The organism is Kitasatospora sp. NPDC042419, assembly GCF_056437345.1.
In genome coordinates, this window is record NZ_JBWKAW010000013.1 from 133,172 (window position 1) to 145,905 (window position 12,734).

General features: G+C 73.3%; 11 protein-coding genes and 1 pseudogene. 6 read left to right on the forward strand and 6 right to left on the reverse strand.

What is annotated here, in order from left to right; all coding sequences use genetic code 11:
* The first annotated feature begins 138 nt into the window (after positions 1–138).
* Positions 139–564: a hypothetical protein gene (locus AC067J_RS24050; RefSeq protein WP_478302364.1), complete on the forward strand. Its 426-nt coding sequence runs from the start codon at positions 139–141 to the stop codon at positions 562–564.
* A 133-nt stretch (positions 565–697) separates the two neighbouring features.
* Here AC067J_RS24050 and AC067J_RS24055 read toward each other — a convergent pair whose 3' ends face one another.
* The 4 genes from AC067J_RS24055 to AC067J_RS24070 form a co-directional block, all read right to left on the reverse strand.
* Entirely contained in the window at positions 698–1,264 is a 567-nt protein-coding gene (locus AC067J_RS24055; RefSeq protein ID WP_478302366.1) for a hypothetical protein, read from the reverse strand.
* Positions 1,261–1,632 (reverse strand): PadR family transcriptional regulator, encoded by a 372-nt coding sequence (locus AC067J_RS24060; protein WP_478302367.1) that lies wholly within the window; start codon positions 1,630–1,632, stop codon positions 1,261–1,263. The genes AC067J_RS24055 and AC067J_RS24060 overlap by 4 nt, the downstream gene beginning before the upstream one ends.
* A gap of 253 nt (positions 1,633–1,885) precedes the next feature.
* Positions 1,886–2,248, reverse strand: coding sequence for a hypothetical protein (locus AC067J_RS24065; RefSeq protein ID WP_478302369.1), 363 nt, complete (start codon positions 2,246–2,248; stop codon positions 1,886–1,888).
* A 492-nt stretch (positions 2,249–2,740) separates the two neighbouring features.
* Positions 2,741–3,445, reverse strand: a complete 705-nt coding sequence (locus tag AC067J_RS24070) for a TetR/AcrR family transcriptional regulator (RefSeq protein WP_478302371.1) — start codon at positions 3,443–3,445, stop codon at positions 2,741–2,743.
* Between the two features lie 124 nt (positions 3,446–3,569).
* Between AC067J_RS24070 and AC067J_RS24075 the strand changes: the two genes are divergently transcribed.
* The 4 genes from AC067J_RS24075 to AC067J_RS24090 all read left to right on the forward strand — a co-directional run bounded on the left by AC067J_RS24075 (position 3,570) and on the right by AC067J_RS24090 (position 9,582).
* Positions 3,570–4,793: an FAD-dependent monooxygenase gene (locus tag AC067J_RS24075; RefSeq protein ID WP_478302373.1), complete on the forward strand. Its 1,224-nt coding sequence runs from the start codon at positions 3,570–3,572 to the stop codon at positions 4,791–4,793.
* 303 nt (positions 4,794–5,096) lie between these two features.
* The gene (locus AC067J_RS24080; RefSeq protein WP_478302529.1) at positions 5,097–6,914 is read left to right on the forward strand and encodes a glycosyl hydrolase family 18 protein; all 1,818 of its coding nucleotides are present in this window, start codon (positions 5,097–5,099) and stop codon (positions 6,912–6,914) included.
* 270 nt (positions 6,915–7,184) lie between these two features.
* Complete coding sequence (locus AC067J_RS24085) at positions 7,185–8,168, forward strand: aldo/keto reductase (protein WP_478302375.1); 984 nt, start codon at positions 7,185–7,187, stop codon at positions 8,166–8,168.
* A gap of 220 nt (positions 8,169–8,388) precedes the next feature.
* Complete coding sequence (locus AC067J_RS24090) at positions 8,389–9,582, forward strand: saccharopine dehydrogenase family protein (protein ID WP_478302377.1); 1,194 nt, start codon at positions 8,389–8,391, stop codon at positions 9,580–9,582.
* A gap of 69 nt (positions 9,583–9,651) precedes the next feature.
* Here the strand turns inward: AC067J_RS24090 and AC067J_RS24095 are convergent.
* Positions 9,652–9,936 (reverse strand): annotated as a pseudogene (locus AC067J_RS24095) (GNAT family N-acetyltransferase); the annotation flags it as partial.
* Positions 9,937–10,170: 234 nt separating this feature from the next.
* Between AC067J_RS24095 and AC067J_RS24100 the strand changes: the two are divergent.
* Positions 10,171–10,983: a ricin-type beta-trefoil lectin domain protein gene (locus tag AC067J_RS24100; RefSeq protein ID WP_478302379.1), complete on the forward strand. Its 813-nt coding sequence runs from the start codon at positions 10,171–10,173 to the stop codon at positions 10,981–10,983.
* Positions 10,984–11,216: 233 nt separating this feature from the next.
* Here AC067J_RS24100 and AC067J_RS24105 read toward each other — a convergent pair whose 3' ends face one another.
* Complete coding sequence (locus tag AC067J_RS24105) at positions 11,217–12,719, reverse strand: condensation domain-containing protein (RefSeq protein ID WP_478302381.1); 1,503 nt, start codon at positions 12,717–12,719, stop codon at positions 11,217–11,219.
* Positions 12,720–12,734: the final 15 nt, after the last annotated feature.

Below are 12,734 nucleotides of genomic sequence, written 5' to 3' on the forward strand. Positions count from 1 at the left end.
TCGGAACCCCCGGACGGCACGGCTGCCCTCGGCCGCCCGGCGGCTGCGCCGATCGTCGGGCGCGGGCACGGAGCCCCTACGCTGGGACCGGGCGCCCGGCCCGACGCGCACAGACCCCGGGGGGACCGCGTGATACGCGTGCAGCAGCGCACCTACACCTTGATCGCGTGGCCGTGGAGCGTCATGCCCTGGGCCCGGGTGCCCGAGGGGCTTGAGTTCACCCTGTACGACGTCGTCGGCCCGATGGTGCGCGGCGCGGAGGTGCCCGGCACCCCGCAGGAGGCCACCCGCTGGAAGGCGGCCCACGACGCCTACCAGGACCTGTTGAGCGGAGCCGAGGACATCGTGCGCCGCGCCCACGGCGTTCGCTGTAGGAGCGGATTCATGGTGGACCGCCGCACGGTGCGCCTGCGCCGCTACGACCTGATGCCGGGTCGCGCGACCCGTTCCCGGCGACTGTTCGCCGAGTGCCGGGCCCGGATGCAGGCGGCCGAGGAGGCCTACCGGCCGGTCCTCGAAGAGATCGAGACCCGCCTCGCGCCTGCCCGTGAGGAGCCGGCCTGAAGCCCGGCGCGAGACCGTCACCCGCTGGCGCCCGGCCCGGATCCCGGGGAGCCCGGTCGCGGTCGGCGGACACCGGGAGCGGAGGAGGCCCCCTGCCCCCTGGGCACGCCCGGGCACCCCGCGGGCGCACGTCCTACTCGGCGAGGGGCGCGGTGGTCCGCTTGGCCCGGTAGTCGGCCAGGATGTACGGCAGGGCGGGCAGGACGAGGACCGGCGCGAGCCACAGCGGCACGGTGAACAGCGGCTGGTCGCCGGTGAGGTAGCGGGTGAGCGCGACGGCCGGGAGGCCGGCCACCAGGGCGACACCCCAGCTGCGGCGGAGCCCGAGGCCACCCCGGCGCATCTCCCAGGCGACCGTGATCGTGGCGATGACGGCGTAGAAGACGATCTGGTCGGCCGTCACGCTCAGCTCGGTGGTGCGCCGGATCAGGTGGGTGAGCAGCAGGAGGGTGCCGAGCATGAAGGACGCCATCCCCGCCGTCCGCAGCACCCGGCGGGGGAGCGGGGTGCGGGCCCTGGCCCAGGCGGCGGCGAAGGACCTGACGTCCTGGCCGACGACGTCCCGGGCGCTGCGTCCGGCGGCTGCGGCGTCCTCCAGGTGGGCGGTGAGCTCATCGAGCATCTCCCGGATGGAGGCCTCGTCGATGCCTCGGTACTCCCAGTTGCTGCGGCAGGTCGCGAGCACCTTCTCGCTCGTCATGTGCTTCCCCCTGGTGATCGGTTGTCGTCGAGGATCCGGCCGACCGGGCCGGCGAATGCCTGCCAGCCGGCCCGTCCGGCGGCGAGTTCGGCGTGACCCGCCTCGGTGAGGCGGTAGTACTTTCGCGGAGCGCCTCCGGCCGGGGAGGGCGCGCGGAAGGCGGCGATCAGCTCCGCGCGCTCCATCCGGGCGAGCAGGGGGTAGATGCTGCCGTCGCTGACCAGCTCCAGTCCGCTCTCGGCCAGCCCCTGCGCGAACTCGAACCCGTAGCGCGGCCGTTCGGCGATCAGCGCGAGCAGGCAGAGGTCGAGCACTCCGCGGAGGAGCTGGCTGCGTCGCTGGTCGCGGGCGGACGCCTCCTTTGTCATGCGGTACAAGATAGTCATCCGTTGTCTTGTACCGCAAGGCAATGGCGAGGGGGACGGCCTGCACGCCTCCCGGGCCGGGCGGTCGGCCAGGCGAGTCGAGCGGTTCAGGGCGAGTCGGGCTCAGGGCGGGCGCCGGGGCTGCGGAGCCGCCTGACGTCGCCGCGCCGGGCCGGGTCGGAGCGATGTGCGCGAACGGCGGCGGGGATGGCATCCGCGTGCTCGGATGCCACCCCCTTCAGGGCGGTGCGGTACCTCAGCCGATGGTGTACGTGTAGACCTTCGGCGCTGTCGCGTTCGTCCGGCCGTTGTGGTCGAAGTTGATGCGGGTGCCCTTGCCACAGGCCTTCTCGGTGTAGGTGTAGAGCTCGTGGTCGGGCCACCAGATCTTGAGCTGCACGCACTTCCCGTCGGCGGAGGTGTCCTTGATCCAGCCCGACACGTGGGTGATCGTGGGGCCGCAGTCCACCGAGTAGTGGGACTCGCCTCCCGAGATGTAGACAGGCGGCTGCGCCCCGGTGCACGTGGCCGCGTTCGCCGTTCCGGTGCCGATCGTCAGGACTCCGCCGAGCGCCAACAGGCAGCTGGAGGCGGCGAGTACGGCCCTCTTGGTACGCATGTTCTCTCCTCTTCGTCGTTGTGCTCGCCGGGTCGGAGCGGGGCGGCTGCACGGGGCTCCCGCGTCCGACGGTGCGACCCGGCGGCACGAACGGCGCCGGCTTGCCGGTGCCGCACCTGGAGGCGGCGATGACCGCTTCGACCTCAGTGTTCGCCGGTCGGCGATTGTCCAGTAGGCCCCTGGGACCACCGTGGACAATCCGTCCGAAGGCCTGCCGGCACCCCTGGGAGGAAAGGCCTCCGGCCCCGGCCCCGGCCCCGACGCGGGCGCGGGCGCGCCGCGGTGCCCTCCGCTGCTCACGCGGGGCATGGCGAGGGGTGTGATGAGGGGCGTGACGAGGGGGAGGGCCACGGGCGGCCGGGAGCCCGGCGGGACCGCCTGCCGGGCGCCGGCGGTCCGGGCGCACGTCTCCCGCCGTACCCGCGTGGAGGGTCGAGCCGGCCCCGGTGGTGTGCCGGGGGAGGGGGCCGGTGGCGGGTGGGGCCTCCCGGGTTACCCGGTGCGGCGTGCGATCAGGGCCTCAAGGCCGTCGAGGATGCGCTCCAGGCCGAAGTCCAGCGCCTGGTCCCGGCCGTCCGGGGGGGCCATGGCCGAGGCGAGTGCGGGGAAGCGGTCGGCGTGCCGGTGCACCAGGGTGCCGAGGACGGCCAGGAGTTCCGCCTCGGGCGAGCCGCCCGGCCGGGTCGCGCGGGCCTGTTCGGCGATGCCGCGGACGTGTCCGGCCAGCAGCACCGCGGCGTCCATGCGCTCGGGGCCGGTGAGTGCGTGGCCGTCCAGGGCCGCGACCACCCGTTCCAGCCAGGTGAGTTCCCTGGGGCCCATCACCCGCGGTCCGACGGTGGCGTCGAGCAGCCAGGGGTGTTCGGTGAACGAGGTCGTCAGCGCCCGTGCCCAGGAAGTCAGTTGCTCGCGCCATCCGAGCCCTTCCACCGCCGCCGGAGGTTCGCTGACCGCGGCCTCCACCATGAGCGCGACCAGCTCCGTCTTGCCCGGTACGTACCGGTAGAGCGACATCTTGGTGAAGTCGAGGAGCCCGGCCACCTTCTGCATCGAGACGGCGCCGAGGCCCTCGCGGTCCGCGATCTCGACGCCCGCGGCGGCGATCCGCGCCAGGCTCAGCGCCGGCTTCGGCCCACGGGAGGGCTTGGCGGGCGGTCCCCAGAGCAGCCGTACCGCCGCGCTCGCTTCCTCGTCCAACTCCCGCTCCGTCCCGTCGACTCCGGCTGCCCCTTGCGGGGCGAGGCAACTGTGTCTACGGTACACAGCAATAAACAGTGTCCTAGGGACACAGTTAATCGACGGCTTCGAAGGAGTGGTTCGCGTGAGCGCCAAGGTCCTGATCTCGGGTGCGAGCATCGCCGGCCCCGCACTGGCCTACTGGCTGGGGCGGTACGGCTTCGAGGTCACCGTCGTCGAGCTGGCCCCCGCCCTGCGCGGGGGCGGCCAGGCGGTCGACTTCCGCGGTGACACCCACCTGACCGTCCTGGAGCGGATGGGCGTGCTCGACGAGCTGCGCGCGCTCGGCACCGGCGGCAGCCCGATGACCTTCGTCGACCGGCACGGCCGCCGACTCCTCCACCTGCCCGCCGACTTCGCGGGCGGGGACGTCGAAGTCCCGCGCGGGGAGCTCGCCCAGGCGCTGTACCGGCGCAGCCTCCCGCGCGCCCGGTACCTCTTCGGTGACTCGATCGCCGCCCTGGAGGAGACGTCCGGCGGCGTCCGTGTGACCTTCCGGCACGGCGCGCCACGCGAGTTCGACCTGGTGATCGGCGCCGACGGACTGCACTCCAACGTCCGCAGGCTGGCCTTCGGTCCGGAGGAGCGCTACGTCCGCCACCTCGGCTACTACGCGGCCACCTGGCAGCTGCCCAACTACCGGGGCTTCCCGCCGGGTTCGGTCGGCCTCAACGTCCCCGGCCGGCTTGCCGCAGTCGGCGCCGACCATCGCGACCCGGATCGAGCGGGTGCCTTCTTCCTCTTCGCCTCGGCCGAACTCCGCTACGACCGCCATGACGTGGCGCAGCAGAAGGCGTTGGTCCGGGAGGCCTTCGCGGGCCTGGGCTGGGAGGTGCCCCGGCTGCTGGAGAGCCTGGGGCAGGCGCCCGAGCTGTACTTCGACTCGATCAGCCGGGCCGACGTCCCCACCTGGTCCACCGGACGGATCGCCCTGCTCGGCGACGCGGCCTGCGGAGCCACCATCGGCGGAATGGGCACCGGCACCGCCGTGGTGGCGGCCTACGTCCTGGCCGGCGAGCTGGCCCGGGCCCGTGGCGACCACCGCACCGCGTTCGCCCGCTACGAGCACGCCCTGCGCGACTACGCCCGGGGCTGCCAGAAGGGCGGTGACCGCACCGGGCCCTTCCTGGCGCCCGGCACCGCGACCGGGCTGCGGGTGCGCAACGGGCTGCTGAACCGGCGCTGGATCCTCGACAAGATGCTGGAGAAGGGGCGGGAGGTCAGCAGCCTCGACCTGCCCGACTACGCGGCCGAACTGTCCGCCGCCGCTGCGCGCGGCTTCGGCCGGTGCACCCCGGCCGACCGCTGATCAGGAGGATCCGGTTCCGGGTCTGCGGCGGCGGTGCGCCTGCGTACGGTGTGGCCGCTTCCTGCCGTCGCCGTCGCCTCGGCGGCGTGCCCGGACGGGTCGTCAGGGGACGGACCTGGCAGCGCTCCTGTCGGCAAAGATCAGGTAAAGGAAAACTGGTCTGGACCTCTTGACGGGTTGGTCTGGACCTTTCTAGTCTCGCGGGAGCACGCTGCGAAGGACGTCGCGCAGCGTGCGGTCACGGACTCCCCACCCCTGTCCGCCCCCACATCGAGGAGCCCCGTCTTGAGCACTCGCTTCGTCATGTCCAAAAAGAGGTTGAGAGTCGCCGCGGCCGGCCTGACCGCGCTCGCCCTGCCGCTGGTCGCGGTCGTCGGCCTGTCCACCCCCGCCCAGGCCGCCACCTCGGCGACCGCCACGTTCGCGAAGGGCTCCGACTGGGGCGCCGGGTTCGACGGCAAGTGGACGGTGAAGAACACCGGCACGACCACGCTCACGTCCTGGACCATCGAGTGGGACTTCCCGGCCGGCACGAGCGTCGCCTCCGCCTGGGACGCCACGGTCACCAGCTCCGGCACCCACTGGACCGCCAAGGACAAGGGCTGGAACGGCACCCTCGCCCCCGGTGCCTCCGTGACCTTCGGCTTCAACGGCGCCGGCTCGGGCGCCCCCAGCGGCTGCAAGCTCAACGGCGCCTCCTGTGACGGCACCGACCTGCCCGGCAACCAGGCGCCCTCCGCGCCCGGCACCCCGGTCGGCTCCGACATCACCGACACCTCGCTGAAGGTGTCGTGGACCGCCGCCACCGACGACACCGGCGTCAAGAACTACGACGTCCTGCGAAACGGCACCAAGGTCGCCACGGTGACCGGCCTCAGCTACAGCGACACCAACCTCACCGCGGGCACCAGCTACACCTACACCGTCGTCGCCCGCGACACCGCGGACCTGACCGGCCCCGCCAGCGAGCCCGGCACCGTGCGCACCACCGGCGGCGACGTCGTCACCGGCGACAAGGTCAAGCTCGGGTACTTCACCAACTGGGGCGTCTACGGCCGCAACTACCACGTGAAGAACCTGGTGACCTCCGGCTCCGCCGCGAAGATCACCCACATCAACTACGCCTTCGGCAACGTCCAGAACGGCAAGTGCACCATCGGCGACGCCTACGCCGACTACGAGCGCACCTACACCGCCGACCTGTCGGTCGACGGCGTCGCGGACACCTGGGACCAGCCGCTGCGCGGCAGCTTCAACCAGCTGCGCGAGCTCAAGCGCCTCTACCCGCACATCAAGGTGATCTGGTCCTTCGGCGGCTGGACCTGGTCCGGCGGCTTCGGCCAGGCGGTGCAGAACCCGGCCGCGTTCGCCAAGTCCTGCCACGACCTGGTCGAGGACCCGCGCTGGGCCGACGTCTTCGACGGCATCGACCTCGACTGGGAGTACCCGAACGCCTGCGGCCTGACCTGCGACACCAGCGGCGCCGACTCGTTCAAGAAGATGGTCCAGGCGATGCGCACCGAGTTCGGCAACGACCTCGTCACCGTGGCCGTCTCCGCCGACGCCTCGCAGGGCGGCAACATCGACAAGGCCGACTACGCCGCCGGTGCCCCGTACCTCGACTGGTTCAACGTCATGACGTACGACTTCTTCGGCGCCTGGGCGGCGAAGGGCCCGACGGCCCCGCACTCCCCGCTCACCACCTACAACGGCATCCCGAAGGCCGGCTTCAACTCGGCCGACGCCATCGCCAAGTACAAGACGATCGGCGTGCCCGCCAGCAAGCTCCTGCTGGGCATCGGCTTCTACGGCCGGGGCTGGGCCGGCGTGACCCAGTCCGCCCCGGGCGGCACCGCCACCGGCGCGGCGGCCGGCACCTACGAGACCGGCATCGAGGACTACAAGGTCCTCAAGAACACCTGCCCCGCGACCGGCACGGTGGCCGGCACCGCCTACGCCCACTGCGGCACCAACTGGTGGAGCTACGACACCCCGGCCACCATCGGCTCCAAGATGGCGTGGACCAAGGACCAGAACCTGCGCGGCGCCTTCTTCTGGGAGTTCAGCGGTGACACCGCCAACGGCGAGCTGGTGAACGCGATTCACAACGGCCTCAAGTAACACCCGCAGCACCCGCAGCACCCGCAGCACCCGCAGCACCGCACCATCGCGCTACCGCAGCACCGCACGAAGCGGCCCGCCGGCCATCCGCCGGCGGGCCGCCGTGCTGTGCTCCGCGCACCAGGAGCGGAGGAGGGAGGGGGAGGGAGGCCGGCGGGCCGCGTCCGTGGGGCGACGGCGTGTGCCGGGAGCGGCCCGGCTCGGTGCGGGCGCTGTGGTCGGAGGGCGCGCCGAGGGGTCTGCCGGACCGCGCTGTGAGAGGGTCGGCCCATGGAACAGCGTGTACTGGGTCGCACCGGGCGACCCGTTTCGGTGGTGGGACTCGGTACCTGGCAACTCGGCGCGGACTGGGGCGAGGTCCGGGAGGAGGACGCCCTGGCGGTGCTGGACGCCTCGGTCGAGGCCGGCGTCACCCTCTTCGACACCGCCGACGTCTACGGTGACGGTCGCAGCGAGCAGCTCATCGGCCGCTACCTGAAGGGCCGCCCGGACGCGGAGGTGTTCGTCGCCACCAAGTTCGGCCGTCGGGCCGAGCAGCGCCCGGAGCACTACAACCTCGCGAACTTCCGCTCCTGGGCGGACCGTTCACGGGACAACCTGGGCGTCGAGCGGCTGGACCTGGTGCAGCTGCACTGCCCGCCCACACCGGTGTACTCCAGTGACGAGGTCTTCGACGCCCTCGACACCCTGGTCGGGGAGCAGCGCATCGCCGCGTACGGGGTCAGCGTGGAGACCTGCGCAGAGGCGCTGACCGCGATCGCCCGCCCCGGGGTGGCGAGTGTGCAGATCATCCTCAACGCGTTCCGTCTGAAGCCGCTGGAGCGGGTGCTGCCGGCGGCGGCCGCCGCCGGGGTCGCCGTCCTGGCGAGGGTTCCGCTGGCCTCCGGCCTGCTCTCGGGCAGGTACACGGCGCAGACCCGGTTCGCCGCGGACGACCACCGCACCTACAACCGCCACGGTGAGGCGTTCGACCAGGGCGAGACCTTCTCCGGGGTCGACTTCGGGACCGGCGTCGAGGCGGCCGCGGCCTTCGCCGAGCTCAGCTCCGGCGAAGCCACGCCGGCCCAGACGGCCCTGCGCTGGATCATCCAGCAGCCGGGCGTCACCACCGTCATCCCGGGGGCCCGCAACCCCGCCCAGGCCGCCGCCAACGCGGCCGCCGCAGACCTTCCCCCGCTCCCGGACGCCACCCTCGCCGCGATCCGCGGCCTCTACGACGACCGCATCCGCCCGCTGGTCCACGACCGCTGGTGACAGGGCAGCGGCGGCCGCCCCGTGCGCGGCCGCCGCACCGACTGTCGCGCCCGCCGCACCGCCCTGTCGCGCCCGCCTGTCGCAGCGGTCTGTGCGGTGGTCCGTGCGGCGGTCCGGGCGCTGGCTGGAAAGCTACGCGTGGGTAATACTGCCGGGGTGTCCTCGCCGCCGCGCCGCGGAGGCGAGGGACGCGTTCGACCATCCGGTAAGAGGAGACGGCATGACGCGAAGCCCGCGGTCCCAGCGGCCCTACGACGTCGCCCTGTTCGGCGCGACGGGGTTCGTCGGGCGGCTCACCGCCGAGTACCTGCTCGCGCACGCTCCGCAGGACTGCCGGCTGGCGCTCGCGGGGCGCAGCCGGGAGAAGCTGGAGCGGCTTCGCGAGGAGTTGGCCGTCCGATGTCCCGAGCGGGCGGCCGGGCTCGGGTTGGTGACTGCGGACGCGGGTGATCCGGCCGCGATGCGGGCGCTCGCCGAGTCCGCGCACGTGGTGGCGTCGACGGTGGGACCGTACTGCTGGTACGGGGAGGAGCTGGTCGCGGCGTGTGCCCGGGCGGGGACGGACTACACCGATCTCACGGGTGAGCCGGAGTTCGTCGACCGGATGTTCCTCCGTCACGGAGCGCGGGCCGCGCAGACGGGTGCGCGGATCGTGCACGCCTGCGGCTTCGACTCGCTGCCGCACGATCTGGGCGCGTACTTCACGGTTCAGCAGCTGCCGGAGGGCGTGCCGTTGACGATCGACGGCTTCGTGCGGGCCAGTGGGATGATCTCCGGCGGCACGCTGGCTTCGGCCCTGACCGTCATGGGGCGTCGGTCGCAGGCGGCGGCCGCGGCGCGCGAGCGGCGGCCGGCCGAGCCACCACTCGTCGGGCGCTCGGTCCGTACGCCCCTCGGGGGGCCGCACTTCAGCCGGTCCACCGGGGCGTGGGCGTTGCCGCTGCCCACGATCGACCCGCTGGTCGTGGGGCGTTCGGCCGCTGCGCTGGAGCGGTACGGGCCCGACTTCCGTTACCGGCACTTCGCGTCGGTGAAGACCTTGCCGATGGCGCTGGCGGGGTCGGTCGGGGCCGGGGCGCTCGTGGCGGCCGCTCAAGTCCCCGCCGCCCGTTCCTGGTTGGCGGCTCGGTACGCGTCGGGACGCGGGCCGAGCCAGGAGCGGCGGGCCCGGAGCTGGTTCCGGGTGCGGTTCGTGGGGGAGGGCGGCGGACGGCAGGTCTTCACGGAGGTCTCGGGCGGCGATCCCGGGTACGGGGAGACGGCGAAGATGCTCGCGCAGGCATCGCTGTGCCTGGCGCTGGACGACCTGCCCCGGACGTCGGGGCAGGTCACACCGGCGGCGGCGATGGGTGACGCGCTCATCGGCCGGTTGAGCGCGGCCGGTATCCGGTTCCGTGTCTGTCGGCTGCGCTGACGCGGGACCGCACGGGTGCGGGGGCCGTTCCGGCACCGGACGGCCAGGCCCGGCGGTCGCCTCGCGGACTCACCCGGACGGCGTGACCGGGGGCCGCATGCCGAGCCACTGCTCGGCGTCCCAGGCCTCGAACCGCTCGACCACGGTGAACCCCCGTTTCACCGCGAGACGCATCGGGGCGACGTTGGCGCTCTGGGTGGTGAGCACCACCGGTTCGCCGGGGAGCGCGCCGGCGAACCAGCCGAGTGCCGCCGTGCACGCCTCGGCGGCGTACCCGATTCCCCATGCCTCCGGCAGGAACAGGTAGCCGAGATCGGCCTTCCCCGCGGCGGCCGGGCGGTTGGTCGGCCGGCGGGCCGGGTGCTTTCCGGACGGATCGCCCGGGACTCCCGCCTGCTGACGTTCCCGCCCGCCCGTTCGTACCAACCCCCGTCCGTGGACGGACCGTTGGCGTGATCGTCGACCCGCGTGGTTGACCGTGGCCATACATCCCCCGACGCTTTCACGCGGCCCGCACAACTGTCGCACCGTCATCACGGTTTCCGGCAGGCGGGTTGCCCGGCTTCCCGTCTCCGGAAGGACCTTTCGATGCGTCGCACCGCCGCCCTGTTCGCCACCGCCCTGCTCGCCGGAGCCGCCGCGCTCATCGCGCCCGCCGCCGGCGCCGCAGAGGTCGCGCCGTCCGCAACATCCGCAACGTCCGCAACGTCCGCAACATCCGCACTGACCGCCGGCACCCAGGCCACGCCGGTCGCGCCGGGCCCCGCCCCGGCCGACAAGTGCACCGTCAGTCCTTACGGCGCCGGCTACCGCGGCACCTGTTCGGGCATCGACCCGATGCAGACCTGGGTCCTCGGGGGGTGGTGCGTGACCTACGACAGCTCAGGGGTCCCCAGCTACACGTCAGCGTGGAACATGGGCTGGGTCACCGGCAACACCAGCACCACCGCGGGGTGCTTCGGCATGGCGATGCCGTCGTGGTTCGGCATCTCGTTCGGCCCGGCGGTCCCGGCCGGCCCGGTCGGGCCGATCGTCGGCTACGGGAACAAGTGCGTGGGCGTGAAGGACGGCAACACCACCAACGGCACCCCCGTGCAGATCTGGGACTGCCTCGGCAACACCGCCCAGACGTGGAAGGTCGCCGTCGACGGCACCGTCCGCGCGCTCGGCAAGTGCCTGGACGTCAAGGGCGGCAACGGTGCCACGGGCACCCCGGTGCAGCTCTACGACTGCAACGGCAGCGGCGCCCAGCAGTGGCAGCCCCGGCCCGACGGCTCGCTGTACAACCCGATGTCCGGCCGCTGCCTGGACGACCTGGGCTTCTCCACCACCAACGGGGGCCAGATCGTGATCTGGGACTGCAACGGCTACGCCAACCAGGTCTGGGCCGTGCCCGCCTGACCGCCCGCCTGACCGCCCGTCCGACCGTGACCGGGGCCACTCCTCGCGGCTCCCGGCTGCGCCCCGGGGTGCCGGTCGGCCGGCCGGCCCGAGGGGCTCCAGGCCGGGGGCATGCGGACCCCGGCCGACCGCGCGTAGGGATCCGGCCCGAGCAGGCTCGGGCGGTACCCGGTGAGGCCTCGGCGGTACCCGACGAGGTCCGGCCCCGAAGGGCGGGCCGGACCTCGCGGGCGTCACGCCAGCGGCGGCACCTCCTCGGCCAGCCGCCGCACCAGGCGGTCCAGCCAGCCGCGGACGGTGGCCTCGTCGAAGAGGTCGGCGTCGTACTCGGCCAGGCCCGCCAGGCCGCCCCCCTCGGGGGTGAGCATGAGCAGCAGGTCCGACCGCGCGCTGCTGCCCGGGACGTCCTCGACCCGGACGTCCAGGCCGGTCAGCTCCAGGACCGGCGCCGGGGTGGTCTGCACGGCCAGCAGGACCTGCGGGAAGGACGGGGGAAGGTCCAGCCCCAGCGCCCGCAGGTCCTCCGTGACCAGACCGAACGGGACGTCCGCCTGGTCGAGGGTGGTCGCCAGGGCCTCGCCCGCCCGGTCGATCAGGGCGGCGAAGCCGCCCGGCGCGCGGTTGGGCAGCCGGACCGGCAGGTTGGTGGTGAGCAGCCCGACCAGCCCCTCGTGCTCCCGGCGCCGCCGGTTGGCGGTCGAGAGCATCACCAAGGTCTCCTCGTCACCGGTGAGTTCACCCAGCAGATCGCCCAGGGCGGCCAGGACCACGGCCGCCGGGGTGGTCGAACGGCGGGCCGCGCAACGGTTCAGCGCTGAGGTGAGTTCGGGCGTCAGCGTGAAGTGCAGCACGCCGCCGTGTCCGGAGCGCCGCTCCGGGCGGGGGCGGTCGGTGGGCAGTGGCACCGTGAGCTGCAGTCCGGTGAGGCGCTCGGCGTAGCGGGCGGTGGCCCGGCGGATCGCCTCGCGGGTCACCACCGTCCGTTCCCAGCACGCGTGTTCGATCATCGACCCCGGCTCGGGCAGCACCGCCAGGTGGTCCCCGTACAGCGCGCCGAGGTCGGCCAGCAGGGTGGCCAGCGACCAGCCGTCCAGCACGATGTGATGGATCGTCAGAAGGAGCACGTGGTGTTCGGGGGCCAGTTGCAGCAGCCGGGCCCGCAGCAGGGGTGGCGCGCCGAGGTCGAACGGGGTGGCGGCCTCCTCTCGGGTGGCTGCGGCAACCGCCTCCCCGCTGTCGCTCACCGCCTCCCCGCTGTCGCCCACCGCGACGACCGGCAGCGGCAGGGCTTCGGGGGCGGGCAGCACCTGCTGGAGCAGGCCGAGGTCGGTGGGTGTGTAGCGGGTGCGCAGGCTGCGGTGGCGGGCCGTCAGGGCGGTGAGGGCCCGCTGCAGGCGGTCGGGGTCGAGCGGGCCGCGCAGGGTGATCCGCTGGGTGATGTTCCACAGGCTCGGGTCGGCCACCCGGGCGTGGCTGCGGTACATCCGGGCCTGCGCGATGCCGGCCGGCGCGGCGGCCTCGGCGGCGCCGTCGCCGGTCAGGGCGGCGAGCAGCCGCTGCCGTTCCCCCTTGACCAGGGCGACGAGGTGGGCGTCCATCGCCCCGGGCGGGGCGAGGTAGTCCAGCCGGTCGCCCTCGGTGGAGAGGACGATCTCCCGTTCGTCCAGCAGCCCGACGAGCTGCTTCCAGGCCTCGGTCGCAGGAGTCACGGCGGTCGCGGCGGGCACGGGAGGCACGGCGGGTACCGGAGG